This is a genomic window from Verrucosispora sp. WMMD703, assembly GCF_049178935.1.
Lineage (GTDB): Bacteria > Actinomycetota > Actinomycetes > Mycobacteriales > Micromonosporaceae > Micromonospora > Micromonospora sediminimaris.
In genome coordinates, this window is record NZ_JBMHMM010000004.1 from 2,303,957 (window position 1) to 2,319,211 (window position 15,255).

The 15,255-nt window shown below is 70.8% G+C and carries 11 protein-coding genes; 6 read left to right on the forward strand and 5 right to left on the reverse strand.

Going from position 1 to position 15,255, the window contains the following annotated elements; translation table 11 throughout:
• Window positions 1-146: 146 nt before the first annotated feature.
• Both ACN26Z_RS11135 and ACN26Z_RS11140 read right to left on the reverse strand, forming a co-directional pair.
• Entirely contained in the window at window positions 147-947 is an 801-nt protein-coding gene (locus ACN26Z_RS11135; RefSeq protein ID WP_421461036.1) for an ABC transporter ATP-binding protein, read from the reverse strand.
• Window positions 948-954: 7 nt separating this feature from the next.
• Entirely contained in the window at window positions 955-1,851 is an 897-nt protein-coding gene (locus ACN26Z_RS11140) for an ABC transporter permease (RefSeq protein ID WP_421461038.1), read from the reverse strand.
• A 180-nt stretch (window positions 1,852-2,031) separates the two neighbouring features.
• Between ACN26Z_RS11140 and ACN26Z_RS11145 the strand changes: the two genes are divergently transcribed.
• The 3 genes from ACN26Z_RS11145 to ACN26Z_RS11155 all read left to right on the forward strand — a co-directional run bounded on the left by ACN26Z_RS11145 (window position 2,032) and on the right by ACN26Z_RS11155 (window position 4,935).
• Window positions 2,032-2,658 carry a TetR/AcrR family transcriptional regulator gene (locus tag ACN26Z_RS11145; protein ID WP_282239293.1) on the forward strand — a complete coding sequence of 209 codons (627 nt, stop codon included), beginning with the start codon at window positions 2,032-2,034 and terminating at the stop codon, window positions 2,656-2,658.
• A 136-nt stretch (window positions 2,659-2,794) separates the two neighbouring features.
• Window positions 2,795-3,904: a DegT/DnrJ/EryC1/StrS family aminotransferase gene (locus ACN26Z_RS11150; RefSeq protein ID WP_282239292.1), complete on the forward strand. Its 1,110-nt coding sequence runs from the start codon at window positions 2,795-2,797 to the stop codon at window positions 3,902-3,904.
• A complete protein-coding gene (locus ACN26Z_RS11155) occupies window positions 3,901-4,935 on the forward strand; it encodes a Gfo/Idh/MocA family protein (RefSeq protein WP_282239291.1) in 1,035 nt (344 codons plus the stop codon). Before ACN26Z_RS11150 ends, ACN26Z_RS11155 begins: the two co-directional genes overlap by 4 nt.
• 70 nt (window positions 4,936-5,005) lie before the next feature.
• Here ACN26Z_RS11155 and ACN26Z_RS11160 read toward each other — a convergent pair whose 3' ends face one another.
• Together ACN26Z_RS11160 and ACN26Z_RS11165 are read right to left on the reverse strand one after the other, a co-directional pair.
• On the reverse strand, window positions 5,006-7,156 hold the full coding sequence (locus ACN26Z_RS11160) for a glycosyltransferase family protein (protein ID WP_396886557.1): 2,151 nt from the start codon (window positions 7,154-7,156) through the stop codon (window positions 5,006-5,008).
• Entirely contained in the window at window positions 7,153-8,523 is a 1,371-nt protein-coding gene (locus tag ACN26Z_RS11165; RefSeq protein ID WP_421461043.1) for a glycosyltransferase, read from the reverse strand. The genes ACN26Z_RS11160 and ACN26Z_RS11165 overlap by 4 nt, the downstream gene beginning before the upstream one ends.
• 377 nt (window positions 8,524-8,900) lie before the next feature.
• On the opposite strand from ACN26Z_RS11165, the gene ACN26Z_RS11170 reads away from it, so the two are divergent.
• Window positions 8,901-10,793, forward strand: coding sequence for a hypothetical protein (locus tag ACN26Z_RS11170; RefSeq protein ID WP_421461045.1), 1,893 nt, complete (start codon window positions 8,901-8,903; stop codon window positions 10,791-10,793).
• 22 nt (window positions 10,794-10,815) lie between these two features.
• Here ACN26Z_RS11170 and ACN26Z_RS11175 read toward each other — a convergent pair whose 3' ends face one another.
• Window positions 10,816-11,976 (reverse strand): hypothetical protein, encoded by a 1,161-nt coding sequence (locus tag ACN26Z_RS11175; RefSeq protein WP_421461047.1) that lies wholly within the window; start codon window positions 11,974-11,976, stop codon window positions 10,816-10,818.
• Between the two features lie 383 nt (window positions 11,977-12,359).
• Between ACN26Z_RS11175 and ACN26Z_RS11180 the strand changes: the two genes are divergently transcribed.
• On the forward strand, window positions 12,360-13,922 hold the full coding sequence (locus ACN26Z_RS11180; RefSeq protein ID WP_421464616.1) for a glycosyltransferase family 2 protein: 1,563 nt from the start codon (window positions 12,360-12,362) through the stop codon (window positions 13,920-13,922).
• Between the two features lie 4 nt (window positions 13,923-13,926).
• Window positions 13,927-15,210 carry a nucleotide sugar dehydrogenase gene (locus tag ACN26Z_RS11185; RefSeq protein ID WP_421461048.1) on the forward strand — a complete coding sequence of 428 codons (1,284 nt, stop codon included), beginning with the start codon at window positions 13,927-13,929 and terminating at the stop codon, window positions 15,208-15,210.
• Window positions 15,211-15,255 lie beyond the last annotated feature (45 nt).

The window sequence follows — 15,255 nt, forward strand, 5'->3', positions numbered from 1 at the left end:
ATGACTGTGGTGGGTAGGTGAACGGAAGGTTCCGCCGACGCGGCGACGGAGTGAACCATAACGCGCGGGCCGCGTCGTCCCAACGGGACAACGCGGCCCAAGATCTTGGGCACGCTCGGCGACGTCGCCGCTCGTTCACCCAGACTCTACTTGCCGTTCGTAAATGCCTCGTAAGCCGCCAGTACCTCGCGAGTCGGGCCGTCCATCCGGATCTCGCCGGATTCCAGCCAGATGGTGCGTTCGCAGGTGTCCCGTACGGAAGAGAGCTGGTGGCTGACCAGGAACACCGTGCCGGCGCTCTCCCGCAGCTCCCGCACCCGCCGCTCGCTGCGCTTGCGGAACGCTTTGTCGCCGGTGGCGAGGGCCTCGTCGATCAGCAGCACGTCGTGCTGCTTCGCGGCGGCGATGGAGAAGCGCAGCCGGGCCGACATGCCGGAGGAGTAGGTGCGCATCGGCAGTGAGGCGAAGTCACCCCGCTGGTTGATCCCGGAGAACTCGATGATCTCCGGGAGCTTGCGCCGTACGTCGGCCGGTGACATGCCCATGGCCAGGCAGCCGATCGTGACGTTGCGCTCGCCCGGCAGGTCGTTGAGCAGAGCGGCGTTCACGCCCAGCAGCGAAGGCTGCCCCTGGGTGTAGACGGCCCCCCGCTCCACCGGCAGCAGTCCGGCGATGGCCCGCAACAGGGTCGACTTGCCGGAGCCGTTGGTGCCGATCAGCCCGATGGCCTCGCCCCGGTACGCGGTGAACGAGACCCCGCGTACCGCGTGCACCTCCCGGACGTTCGGCGTGTTGGTGCGGGTGACCAGCCGCTTGAAGGCGGCCACCGGGCTGGTGTTGCCGGCGGCACCCCGGTACACCCGGTAGACGACGTGCGCGTCGTCCACCACCACGGTGGGGATCCGCTCCTGGATTCGGGGAAGAGTCACCGTCACATCATTGGACATTTCAAGGTTAACCACGGCCGTACTCCTGTTCGCCGCGCCAGAAGTAGAAGTAGCCGCCGAGCCCCGCGACGGCCGCCCAACCGAACGCGATCAGCCAGGTCAGCGGCAGCGATTCGTTGAGCAGGTGGGTGTTCTCCAGCAGGGAGAGGCGGGCCAGCTCGATGTAGACAAGCATCGGGTTGAACTGCACGATGCCCGTGGCCCAGCCGGGCAGGTTCTCGGCGAACAGGGTGACGCTGTAGAGCACGCCGGAGCCGTACATCCAGGCCCGCAGGATGAACGGCATGACCTGCTTCAGGTCGGTGGCCTTGGCGCCCAGCCGGGCCATCGCCATGGTCAACCCGGCGTTGAAGACCGTCTGGAGCAGCACCGCCGGCACCAGCATCAGCCACAACAGGGTGATCGGCTCACCGGTGGCGACCACGATGACCAACAGCACCACGATCGAGCCGAGCAGCTGCTGGAACTGGGTGGCGGTGATGGCCAGCGGCAGGCAGGCCCGGGGGAAGTGCAGAGCGCGGATCAGGCCGAGGTTGCCGCTGATCGCCTGGGTGCCCTGCTGCAGGCTGACCTGGGTGAAGTTGAAGATGAACACCCCGGTGGTCAGGTAGGCGATGAAGTTGTCCATGCCCCGGGTCTGTTCGAGCACCACACCGAAGATCAGGAAGTAGACCGCGGCGTTGCTCAGCGGGGTGAGCACCTGCCACAGCTGCCCGAGCCGGGCGTTGCTGAACGAGGCGGTCAGCTTGGCGTGGGCGTACGCGGAGATGAAGTGCCGGTAGCGCCACAGCTGGCCGCTGTAGGCGCCGATCGTGGGCCGCTCGCCGGCCACCCGCAGCCCGTGTCGGGCGGCCAGCTGAGCTGGGGTGAGGCCGGAGTCGGGGTCGGCCAGCAGGTTGGCCATGGGGATGGGCGCTCCGATCTGTCGTGCCGGCGTTATGTCGCGCGATGAGTGAATCTAGCGTGGGTCAGTGCGGGAGCGCCGCCCGCGGTCGCTGGCTGGACAGTAGTCCGAAATACGTCGGGACGCAACCGTAGCGTCGTTGCGCTACGCTGTGCCGGTGACAGTCGAGAAGAGTCCCAGGTGACGGCCGAGAAGAGGCGCGCGCCGGCCGGTGCGGCGGTGCTCCGGGGTGAGATCACCTCGGCCATCCGTCGGGCCCTCATGCAGGAACTCGCCGCGGTCGGATACGGCCGGCTCTCCATCGAGGCGGTGGCCCGCCGGGCCGGGGTCAGCAAGACCGCGATCTACCGCCGCTGGAACTCGAAGCTCGACCTGGTGCTGGACGTGGTCTCGGCCGTCGCGAGCCGGAAGCTGCCGATGCTGGACACCGGAACCCTCGACGGTGACGTCCGGCTGCTGCTGCTGGTCGTGAGCGGTGCGCTGGGTCACCCGGTGGCGTCGCAGATCATCCCCGACCTGCTCGCCGAGGCGGCGCGCAATCCGCAGATCGCCGGGACCCTGCAGAGCGCGCTGAAGGACTACCAGGACCGGATCGGCAAGATCGTTATCGGGCGGGCGGTGGAGCGTGGTGAGCTGCCCAGCGGTGCCGACCCGCGGACCGCGGCCGACCTGATCGTCGGGCCGATCTACTGGCGGATGGCCATCGCCCGGTTGCCGCTGGACCCAGCCGAACTGGACCGGATGGCGCGGGCTGCCGTGGCTGCCCTGCGGGTGGCCTGCGCCGTGCCGGAGGACGATCTGGCCTGAGCTGCGTGGCGTTCGCCACCGAATCGTGAACGCCGGCCGGACGCCCCGTGAACGGCTTTCTCATCTTCCGTGTCCAACGGACTAGTATCGCACCCCGAACTTGCGAACAGTCCGGCAACGGGAGGGGATCTTCTTCATGACTGGGCAGCGCCCGGCCTTCATACCGCCAGCCCGCCCGATCATCGGCGAAGCCGAGATCGAGGCGGCTGTCAGGGTGTTGCGCAGCGGCATGGTGGTACAGGGACCTGAGGTAGCCGCGTTCGAGCAGGAGTTCGGCGAACTCGTCGCCAACCGACACTGTGTCGCCGTCAACTCCGGCACCTCCGCCCTCCAGTTGACCCTGCTGGCGCTCGGCGTCGGCCCGGGCGACGAGGTCATCGTGCCATCGTTCTCCTTCGCGGCCAGCGCCAACGCGGTGCGGCTGGTCGGCGCCGAGCCGATCTTCGTGGACATCGAGCCGGGTAGCTTCTGTCTCGACCCGGAGGCGGTCGCCGCCGCGGTCACCACGCGGACCGTCGCCATCATGCCGGTCCACCTGTACGGCCACCCCGCCGCGATGGACCGGATCATGGCGGTCGCGCAGCGGCACAGCCTGGCCGTCGTCGAGGACGCCGCCCAGGCCCACGGCGCCAGCCTGCACGGCACCCCGGTCGGCGCGTTCGGCACCGCCGGTTGCTTCAGCTTCTACCCCACCAAGAACATGCACTCCCTGGAGGGAGGCATGATCAGCACCGCGGACGCCGGGCTCGCCCGCACCCTACGGCTGCTGCGCAACCAGGGCATGGAGCAGCGGTACGCGAACGAGATCGTCGGGGCCAACATGCGGATGACCGACGTGGCCGCGGCCATCGGCCGAGTGCAGTTGACCCAGCTCGGCGAGTGGACCGAGCAACGCCGGGCCAACGCCAAGTACCTCGACTCGAACATCACCGGCATGGTCACCCCGCCGGTGGCGGACGCCGCCCGGCACGTGTACCACCAGTACACCGTCCGGGTCCGGGGCGACCGGGACGCCGCCCAGGCGAGCCTGCAGGAGTCGGGCATCGGCAACGCCGTCTACTACCCGACCCCGATCCACCGGCTCAAGCCGTACCTGGACAAGGACGGCCAGCCCGGCCCCTGGGAACTGCCGGAGACCGAGCGGGCCGCCGCCGAGGTGATCTCGCTGCCGGTGCACCCCTCACTGAGCCCCGACGACCTTGAGCGGATCGTCGAAGCCGCCAACCTCGCCGGTGGTGCCCGGTGAGCGCGCGGCAGGGCGGCAAGCTGCGCGCCGGCCTGATCGGCCTCGGCGCGATGGGGCGCAACCACGCCCGCGTACTCTCCGGTCTGGACGGGGTCGAGCTGGTCGGGATCGTCGACCCGGCCGGTGACCAGAGCGGCCTGCTCCGGGCACCGGTGCTGCCCGATCTCGGCGAGCTGCTGGCCCTGGGCATCGACTACGCGGTGGTCGCCTGCCCGACCGCGCTGCACGAGCAGGTCGGGCTCGAACTCGCCGCACACGGGGTGCCCGCGCTGATCGAAAAGCCGATCGCGCAGTCCGTCGAGGCCGCGACCCGCCTCGTCGAGGCGTTCGAAAGCCGTGGGCTGGTGGCCGGGGTCGGCCACATCGAGCGGTACAACCCCGCCCTGCAAAACCTGCGCATCCGCCTGGAAGCGGGCGAGCTGGGCGAGGTCTACCAGGTGGTGACCCGACGGCAGGGCCCGTTCCCGCACCGGATCGCCGATGTCGGCGTGGTGATGGACCTGGCCACCCACGACATCGACCTGACCAGCTGGGTGACCGGCCAGGAGTACGTCTCGGTGTCGGCCCGTACGGTCTCCCGCAGCGGCCGACTGCACGAGGACATGGTCGCGGTCGTCGGCCAGCTCTCCGACGGCACGATGGTCAACCACCTGGTCAACTGGCTCAGCCCGCTCAAGGAGCGGTCCACAGTCATCACCGGTGACCGGGGATGCTTCGTCGCCGACACGCTCACCGCCGACCTGACCTTCTACGCCAACGGCGCGATCGGCACCGAGTGGGAGGCGCTGCGGGCCTTCCGCGGCGTGGCCGAGGGCGACATGGTCCGCTACGCCATTCCGAAGCGCGAGCCGCTGCTTGTCGAACACGAGCGCTTCCGGGACGCGGTCGAGGGCAAGGAGAGCGACATCGTCACCCTCCGGCAAGGGTTGCGTACGGTGCGGGTCGCCGCGGGGCTGCTGGCGTCGGCCACCGACGGCACGGTGGTCGCGGTGGCGCCGGGCCACCACGAGGAGACCGCCGCCGCCCGCTAGCCGGTCCGACCGACGACACCGGGGCCGTTCCGCTGACGCGGAACGGCCCCGGAAACGGTTGGCCGGTACGTCAGCGCGTGGCCGCCGGTGGCTCCAGCACCAACCGGTCGAAGTCCTTGTGCGTGACGGACCAGTCCCACTCGCCGAGCACGTGCGAGGCCGCCGCCCGGCCCGCCTCGCGCCAGGTCTCCTCGGACGCGGTGACGTCCAGGATCCGCTGCGCCGCCTCCGCCGGAGTGGAGACCACCCAGTCACTGGGGAAGAGGGTGCGGGCACCGTGCGCCCGGCCGGCGAAGAACGGCCAGTCCCGTACCACCGGCACGGCACCACTGGCGGCACCCTCGACCAGTCCGCAGTGGAAGCTCTCCCGTACCGAGGTGCTGAGGATGACCCCGACATCGGTCAGGGCCCCCGGCACGTCCTCCGTCCGGCCGGTGCGTACCACGGCACCGGTGGGCTCCAGCTCGGCCAGGTCCGCGGCCAACTCCTCCGCGTACCTCGCCACCCCTGGGCCGAGCGAGGTGCGCAACTCGTCACCGATCAGCTTCAACCGGTACCGGTCGTCGCGGCGGCGCAACTCGCGGAGCACCTCCAACGCCCAGCGCGGGTCCTTCGCCACCGCACTGAGCCCGACCAGGCCGAGCATGAAGCGGGCCTCCGCCGACGGCTTCGGCAGGACGTACCGGTGCAGGTCCATGGCGTTGGCGATCACATGGGTCCGCGGACCCTGCGGCCCGCGAAGCCGGGGCACCGCCGCCAGCGCCAGATCGCGCAGGTGCTCGGAGACGAAAACGAGGTCGTCCACCCGGGACCAGTCGGTCAGGTGCGGCCACCAGGTGAACGCCTCGAAGCTGTGCAACCGGATGATCACCCGGGCCGACCCCGGATCGATCATGGTGAGCATCGCCGCGGCCAGGTTGCACCAGTCGACGAAGATGGTGTCCGCCCAGGCGACGTCGGCGCCCCAGGCCTCCTGGACCCTGCGGGCGTGCTCGGAGCTGCCGGCGAGCCGGTGCCGGGTCAGACGCATCCTCCCGTTGCCGAGCACCGGGCGGATCGACTCCTCCACCAGGTTCAACCGGCGGACCTCCACGCCGGGCGTCGCCTCGTAGCGATCGAGGATCGGCCCGATGAAGTTGTCGTTGATCCCGGTGAAGAAGAGCATCCGGTGTGGACGGTCGGCGGGTGGGAACTCCGCCGGCGTACGGCGGCCCTGCGGAGTGGCCAGGGCCTTGCCGACCTCGCTCTTCAGCAGCGGAGCGAGGAAACCCGCCGGATCCGCGGCCAGCGGCGAGGTGAGCCCGTCGAAGTGCAGGTTCCGGTGGAACATCAGGTCGAAGGCGCGTACCACGTGCTCCGCGGCCTGGCCCGTCCGGCGCTTCTTCAGGTGGCCTTCGGCCATCTGGAGCTGTCCCTTGACCACCGTCTTCAGGTGCTCGGGCAACTGGCCCTCTTTGAGCTCCGCCTCGACCATCGGGCTGAGCACCTGACCCTTCGCCGCGACGCTGCGCATCCGGCGCTGGGCGGCGAGCACCAGCCGGTTCGCGCTGTCCCGGTGCCCGGCCCGGCGCATGCTGCGGTTCACCCGCCGGGCGGCCACGCCCCGCAGGCGTTCCGGCACACCGGGAGCGGTCACCGCCTGATGCCAGAACCAACGCACCGGGGCGAGCTGCATGGCCCTCTTGCCGGTACTCAGGTCGAAAACCCGTTTCGCCAGGTCGATGGTCTGACTGCGGGTGGTGCTGGTCAGCGCCGTGGGCGAGGGACCGATGGTGCTCAGCCGGTGCCGGCGGTACCGCGCCGGGTCGGCCGACCGCCTCTGCACCGCCTGCAACGCCGGAGCGATGCCGTGGACCGCATCGGCCCGCCGGTGCCGCTGCGCCAGCTGCCAGACCGTGTGCAGGGCCTTGACGTCCAGGGCGACCAGCACGTCGGCCCGCTTCGCGTGCCGACGGATCCACGGGTCACGCTGGGCGCGCAGCCACGGACGCCGGGCCGGGTTGGCCCGCTTGAGCATCCGGCCGAACCGCGGCCCCAACTGCGCTGCCGTGGGTAGCTGGTGCACCTCGGCCAGCTCGGTCACCGCCGGGATCTTCTCCACCGGGTCGAAGGTGGTGGCGATGCGTACGGTGACGCCCAGGGCCCGGAACTGCGTCAGCGCATCGGTGAGCACCGCCACCCGGGCGGGTACGGCGCCCAGCACTACCAGGACCTCGATCATGACCCACCTTCCCGGGCAAGAGCGGGAGCGTCGGCAGCGGCACCGGGCGCGGTGCCGGCCGGCCCGCCGACGCCCAGCACCAACTCGGTGACCTCCCGGACAGCAGGGATGAGCTGCTCCTCACGGGCGTACTGTCGCGCATCGACCCGCGCCTTGTCCCGTTCGGTCACGTCGACGTTGCGGGCCAGGTCGGCGGCCCGCCGGAAGGCATCGGCCAGCGCGTCCGGCTCAAGCCCGACCGCCCCGGTCCAGAGCGGGTACGTGGACAGCAGGGTGGACGCGTCGTGCTCCGCCTCGTGGGCCGAGACCACGGGAAGCCCGGTGGCCATGTACTCGTAGACCTTGCCGGAGGTCATGTACTTGCCGCCGGTCACCATCAGCACGACGACGTCCCAGCGGGAGTAGAAGTCCACCACCTCGGCCTTGGGCACCGATCCGCCGACCACCACCCCGTCGGCGGCGGCAGCCTTGAGCAACTCGGCGTGGCGGTTGTCGCCCCGCGCCCAGCCGGAGCCGATGTGACCCCGCACCTCGAACGTGGCGTCGGTGAGCGCCGGGTCCGCCGCGCGGGCCTTCCGCCACCCCTCCAGCACCGCTTCGAGCAGCGGCACCGGCAGATTCAGCGCCCCGAGGTAGCCGAAGGCCAGCGGCCGGTCGGCGGGGGCGGGAATCGACTCGGCCGGGATGCTGGCCGCGTCGTAGCCGTTGCGCACGATCCGCATCTTGTGGGCCAGCTCCGGATAGCGCTCCCGGTACCAGCGGGAGATCGGCTCGTTGACGTTCCAGATCGCCACGGCGTCAGTGAGCAGCTTCGTCTCCCACCGGCCGGAGACCGAATCCCGGGGGAACGCCTCCCCGCCGTTGATCACATCAACGGACCAGCCGTCCCGGAAGTCCACCACGTAGGGAACCCGGTGGGTCTCCCACAACTTCCAGGTGGCGGCCAGGTTCACGTACGGGACGCAGGTGGCCACCAGCAGCTCCGCAGGTCGCTCGCGGTGGAGCCGGAGCACTGCCTCCTCCAACGCGGGCCGCCAGCCGCCGAACACCGGCTCGGGGAAGACCTTCAGGTGCTGTTCGCGCAGCTCGGTCAGATAGTCGTTGTGGTCCAGCGCACGTCGTTCGGTGTACGCCCGGACGTCCGTCTCCAGGTCCTCCCGGAACAGCGGCAGCTTCACCACCCGGACGCGGGGATCCACCCCGGCGACCAGCGTGTGGTCGAGGCCGTAATCGCGCTCCCACGCCTCGTCCGCGATGGTGACGACGGTGACGTCCCAACCCGCGGCGGCGAACTGGTTGGCCGTCGCCCGCATCCGGTAGGTGGAGCTCTTGGCCGCCGGCGGGAAACCGATCGCGAGATAGATCATGTGCGGTCGGGATCCGGACCGGCGCGTCCGGGAACGTTTCCACGAGTCCCAGAGAGGTCGCCGCTTGATCATTTGTTCCGTTCCTGGGGAGGTGGGAAGATTCCGCGCGGGTACCCGGAGGGCCCCTCCTCGCTACCCGGTCGGATGGCGGCAGCCGCAGGACGTCTGCGGAGCGGGACCATGCCGGGAGGGACCTTTCGTCAGAGGCACGCCGTACCTCGTCGGTCGGCGGGACGCGGTTTCTGCTGGCGCCGGGCAGGGCCGTCGCGGACAGGGTGCTGACCCTACAATAACGCCGGCCCGAGCGTCCGTCGTCTCGGCCGCCGTCCGATCCGTCCGGTGGCCGGCCCGGTCGCCGTGGAAGGTTGCGCCTCAACATGACCACTCCCGACACCCGCGACCGCGAGCCCGTCTCCCTCGGGAGCGCCGAGCCGGCGGAGAGCGACGCTTCCGCTCTGACGCCGCGCGTCGAGCCGGCGGAAAGCGACACGTCCGCCACCCCGCCGCCGCTCGCCGGGCCGGCGGCCGGCGTCGCACGCAGCACCGCCCGGCGTTGGCCGGTCGACGTGCTGGCCGCCCTGGTGTTTCTCGCCGGCGCAGTCTGGGTCACCGGCCGAGGGTGGCTCGACCCCGACGGCCGGCTGCTCGGCAGCCGCCCCGACGACCAGGGCTTCAACGAGTGGATGCTGGCGTACGCGGCACACGCGGTCAGCCACCTGGAGAATCCGTTCTTCACCACGTTGCAGAACGCCCCGAACGGGGTCAACCTGGTGGCCAACGTCGGGCTGCAACTGCCCGGGCTGGTGCTCAGCCCGGTCACTCTGCTCTTCGGTGCGCCGGTCGCCTACCTGCTGTTCATCACGCTGAACCTGGCCGGTACCGGCTACGCCTGGTACCACGTCCTCTCCCGACACGTCGTGAACTCCCGGGCGGCGGCCTTCCTGGGCGGCCTGTTCTGCGCATTCGCTCCGGCGCTTGTCTCACACAGCAACGGCCATCCGCACATCACGGCGCAGTGGCTGGTGCCGTTCATCGTCTGGCGGCTGGTCGCGCTCTCCCGGGGCGAGCACGTGGTCCGCGACGGTCTGGTGCTGGGCGCGCTGGTGACCGCGCAGTTCTTCGTCAGCCTGGAGATCCTTTTCCTCACCGCGCTCGGCTGTCTGATGCTGGTCTTGGCGTACCTCGCCGTCCGGCCGCGGGACGCGGTGCGCCGCGGGCGGGCGCTGCTGCCGGGCCTGGCGATCACCGCCATGCTGGTGGCGGCCGTGGCCGTGTACCCGCTCTGGATGTACTTCGCCGGCCCGCAACACCGCAGCGGCCATCCCGGTGCCCCCGACGTGTACGCCCTCAAGCTCGGCTCGTTCGCCCGGTTCGCCACCGAGTCCATCGCCGGAGGCCCGACCAGCGCCGTGGGCTGGGCGCCGAACACCACGGAACAGGCGAGTTTCTACGGCTGGCCGATGCTGTTGCTCGCTCTCGGCGCGTTGTGCTGGCTGCGGCGTGAGGCCGTAGCGCTGGTGCTCGGGGCCGTCGGACTGGTGTCGGCGCTGCTGTCGATCGGCACCACCTGGACCGTCGGCACCCGCCGTACCGACGTGCCGGCCCCGTTCGCGCTCGTGCAACACCTACCGGCGTTCGACTCGGTGGTGGTGGCCCGGTTCGCGCTGATCACCACGGTGGCGCTCGGGGTACTGCTGGCGATGGCCGCCGACCGGCTCGCCACCCGCCCGGGCCGGCCGTTCGGCCGGTTCGCCCGCGTAGCCGGTGCGGTGGCGGTGGCCGTCGCGCTGCTGCCGATCCTGCCGACGCCGCTGCCGGCCCGTGGCCGGCCTCCGGTGCCGGACTTCGTCACTAGCGGGGCGTGGCGCGACCATGTGGCGGCCGGCCGCACTCTGGTGCCGGTGCCGGTCACCCGGATGACCTCGGTGTACTGGGGCTCGGCTGCGCTGACCGGCTTCGCCGTCCCGGAAGGCTACTTTCTCGGACCGGTCTCCGCGACCGACACCACCGGCCGCTGGGGAGTGGTGCCACAGCCCACCGCGGCCCTGCTCACCGCCGTGTCGACGGGCAAGCGGGACACCACGGTCGGCCCTACGGAGATCACCCAGGCACGCGCCGACGCGCGCTACTGGAGGGCTGACGCGGTGGTGCTGCCCGACCGGGGCGCTCGCCGGCACGATGCGCTGAAGACCGTGCTCGACGCTCTTTACGGCCCGGGACAGCGGATCGACGACGTCTGGCTGTGGGACGTGCGGCCGTTCACCCGATGAGCGCCGCGCCCCGGCCACCGGGTCAGGGCGACCACGGCCAGATCAGCAGCAGGTAGCCACCGAAGTAGGTGGAGAAGGCGACCACCGCCACCAGCACGGTGGTCGCCCGCGCCCAGCCGGCCCGGGCCAGCGCCACGGCCGCCGGCAGCAGCAACGGGAAGGCCGGCAGCAGGAACCGGGCCTTGGACTGGTAGTAGCCGGCCGTGCCCAGCGTGGTGACCAGTAGCAGCCCGCTGTAGATCAGCAGTTGCCACGGCTGCCGGTCGAGCACGCTCAGTACGAAGAACATCAGTGCCAGCAGGGCCACCAGGCTCACCACGAACAGTTGCGGCGGGGCCGTCTGCGCCAGCGCTTCGCGGCCCCGGCTCACCGTGTAGACGCCGAAGTCGAAGGTGCTGCCCCAGCCGGCGGACTGGATGTGGAACCAGCCGTCCGGGCGCCCGACCTCGCTGCCCACCCAGGCCAGGTAGCCGAGCCAGCCGGCGGGGGCGAGCAGCGCGGCGACCCAGGGACGCCAGCCGTCCCGACGTCGGATGATCGCCACCAGCGCGGCCAGCCCCACCACCGGTATCAACGAGGACGCGGTCGGGCGGGTCAGGCCGGCGAAGAGGCAGAGCAGGCCGGCGGTGATCCAGTGGCCGCGCAGCAGGGCGTAGAGCGTCCAGGCGGCGAGGGCGGTGAACAGGGTTTCGCTGTACGCCATCGACTCGACGACGGCGTGTGGCACGGCCGCCCAGAGTGCGGCGAGCAGTACGCCGCTGCGCCGGTCGTGCAGGTACGCGCCGATCGCGAACAGCCCCCAGGCGGCGGCCAGGCCGGCCAGCCAGGCCACGATCAGCCCCGCGTCACGGGTGCTGAGCGGGGAGATCCGATCCAGCGCGGCGGTCAGCCCGGGGTAGAGCGGGAAGAAGGCCATGTTGGACTGCGTCTTCTCGTACCCGTCGTAGCCGTGCTGGGCGATCGCGAGATACCAGACCCCGTCCGCCTTCGCCAGGGACTGGCCCGGTGAGACGCCGACGCGATCGGCCCAGACGGCGAGGACCACCACGCCGACCAGGCGGATCAGCGCGTAGGCGGCGAGCCCGGGCAGGGCGTACCGGGCGGCGTCCCGTAGTCGCCGGACCCGACCCGGCCGCGTCGGTGCGGCCACGGCCGCCGGTTGCTGCTGGCGCTCCGCCGTCACCACCCCCGATCAACCCCGATCCGGGCCGGGTGGCGCTCGCTCGCCGCGTCCGACCCTTTGATCAGCCGTGCCGCAGGGTTCAGCCGGGCCGCAGGGTGCGGTAGGGAGAGGTGCAATGGATGATCCCGTCCGTGCCGAAAGGGGATGATCCGACAGCTCCTTCGCCGGGTGGCCGGGCGGCCTGACACCCGAGCGAAAACTGCCATCGGTCGTCAAACAGCATGGAGGTTAGCAATCGGCGCGGTAGGTCACGGACCCCCGACCGCCACGGCGTTCCGGGCCGGAACCCTGCCGTACACTCGCTCGGGTCCACGGGCGGGCGGTACCGGCGACGACGGAAACGGGCAACGATGGGAACTGACGACCTCGGTGGGAGTGGCCTGGTGAACGCACCGGACGTGACAGTCGTTGTCGCCGTCTACAACACCATGCCGTACCTGACCACCTGCCTCGAATCGCTGGTCGGGCAGAGCATCGGTCTGGAGCGGCTGGAAGTGGTCGCGGTGGACGACGGTTCGACCGACGGCAGCGGTGAGGAACTGGACCGCTTCGCCAAGCGCTACCCCGGCACCGTCACCGTGCTGCACCAGCCCAACTCGGGTGGCCCGGCGGGGCCGAGCAACCGGGCTTTGGACGTGGCGCAGGGGCGGTACGTCTTCTTCATCGGCTCGGACGACTACCTCGGCCCGGAGGCGCTGGAACGGCTGGTGGACGCCGCCGACCGGTGGGGTTCGGACGTGGTGCTCGGCCGGATGGTCGGCACCAACAACCGCTACGTGCACCAGGCCATTTACGCCAGCACAGAGGAACAGGTCGACCTGTTCGACAGCGCGCTGCCCTGGTCGATGTCGAACACCAAGCTGTTCCGGCGGGATCTGATCGAGCGGCACGGGCTGCGGTTCCGCGAGGACATGCGGATGGGCAGCGACCAGCCCTTCACCCTGGAGGCGTGCGTACGGGCCGGGCGGATCTCGGTCCTCGCCGACTACGTCTACTACTACGCGGTCAAACGGGACAACGCGCAGAACATCACCTACGCGAGTCGGTTCGAGGAGCGGCTGCGCTGCGCCGAGGAACTGATCAATTTCGTGGCCGGGCTGATCGAGCCCGGTTCCCGGCGCGACGCCGTCCTGGTGCGGCACTTCAGCTGGGAGGTGGCCAAGCTGCTGCGGGCCGACTTCCTCGACCTCGACTCATCGGTTCAGGAGCGTAGCCACCAGCGGATCCGCTGGCTGGCCGAGAGCTTCCTGACCGACGCCATCCGGGACCAACTCGCCCCCGACGTACGCCTGCGCCTGATGGTCGCCCGGCACGGAAGCCTGGAGCAGCTACGCGGGTTGATCCGTCAGCAGAGCGAGAAGCTGCTGCCCGCGTTGACTGTCGACGGCGACCGCTGCTTCGCCGGCTACGTCGGCTTCCGCGACCCGGAACTGGGCTTCCCGGACGAGTGGTACGACGTCACCGACCGGGCCGCCAAGTCGGCGGTCAAGACCACCGTGACCGACCTTGCCTGGGGCCGCGACGCCGCAGGTGGGCTGACCCTCGTGATCACGGCGCACAACGCCTGGGCGCGCCTGGCCGACCTCACCGGCGACGCGGTGCGGGTCACCATCGGTGACCAGCCGGCCGCCGTCTCGCTGCGCCCGGACGGGGCCGGTACGCTGCTACGTGCGGAATTCCCGGTCAAGCAGCTGCTCGCAGCGGGCGCCCAACGGTGGAAGTCCGCCGCCAAGCTCAGCGTGTTCGGCGGGCTCAGCACGGTGCCGCTGCGGGCGAAGGCTCAGCTCACCGCACCGCGCCAGGCGATATGGCGCGGGCTCCGGTTGCACCGCGTCACCGCCAACACGGACCGCAAACATCAGGTGCTCCTGACGCTCAAGCGCGTCCGGTACCGCCAGGTCGCCGCCACCCGTCTGGCCCGTCTGCGGCCCTCGAGAGGAAAGTAGTCCCATGAACATCTGCGTCGTCGCCCTCGGGAAGATCGGCCTGCCGCTGGCCGTGCAGTTCGCCTCGAAGGGACACCGGGTGGTCGGCGCCGACGTCTCCGAGCGGGTCGTCGAGCTGGTCAACGACGGGGCCGTGCCGTTTCCGGGCGAGACGGACCTGGACGTCAAGCTGAAGGAGGTGGTGGCCGCCGGCCTGCTGTCGGCGACCACCGACACCACCGCCGCGGTGGCCGCCTCCGAGGCGGTCGTGGTGGTCGTGCCGCTCTTCGTCGACGCCGACGGCGTGCCGGACTTCGGCTGGATGGACGACGCCACCCGGGCGATCGCCGCCGGTCTCAGGCCGGGCACCCTCGTCAGCTACGAGACCACCCTGCCGGTTGGCACCACCCGGGGCCGGTGGGCACCCATGCTGGAGGCGGGTTCCGGGCTCACCGCCGGTACGGACTTCCACCTGGTCTTCAGCCCGGAGCGGGTGCTCACCGGCCGGGTCTTCGCCGACCTGCGCCGGTACCCGAAGCTGGTCGGCGGCATCGACGAGGCGTCCGGCGAGCACGGTGTGCGCTTCTACGAAGCGGTGCTGGACTTCGACGAGCGGCCCGACCTGAACCGCCCGAACGGCGTCTGGGACCTGGGCTCGGCCGAGGCGTCCGAGCTGGCCAAGCTGGCCGAGACGACGTACCGGGACGTCAACATCGGCCTGGCGAACCAGTTCGCCAGGTTCGCCGACACGGTGGGCGTCGACGTCATCAAGGTGATCGAGGCGTGCAACACCCAGCCGTACAGCCACATCCACTCCCCGGGCATCGCGGTCGGCGGACACTGCATCCCGGTCTATCCGCGGATGTACCTGTGGAACGACCCGGCGGCCACCGTGGTGCGCTCGGCCCGGGAGGCCAACGTCGCCATGCCGGAGTACGCCGTCGATCTGCTGGCCGCCGCGTACGGCGACCTGACCGACGTCGGTGTGCTGGTGCTCGGTGCCGCCTACCGGGGCGGCGTGAAGGAGACCGCCTTCTCCGGTGTCTTCCCGACGGTGGAGGCGCTGCGTCGGCGGGGCGCGAAGCCGTACGTCAGCGACCCGATGTACACGAACGAGGAACTGGTGGCGCACGGCCTGCCGGGCTACCACGGTGAGCCGGTCAGCGCCGCCGTCATCCAGGCCGACCACGTCGAGTACCGGACGCTCAGCCCCGCCGATCTGCCCGGTGTGACGGTGCTTGTCGACGGGCGACGGGTCACCGAAGCGGCCCGGTGGACGGGCGTCCGCCGGGTGGTCATCGGGGGCTGAACGAGCCGTATCCCGGGGCCCGGCGGCTACCGCTCGGGCCCCGGT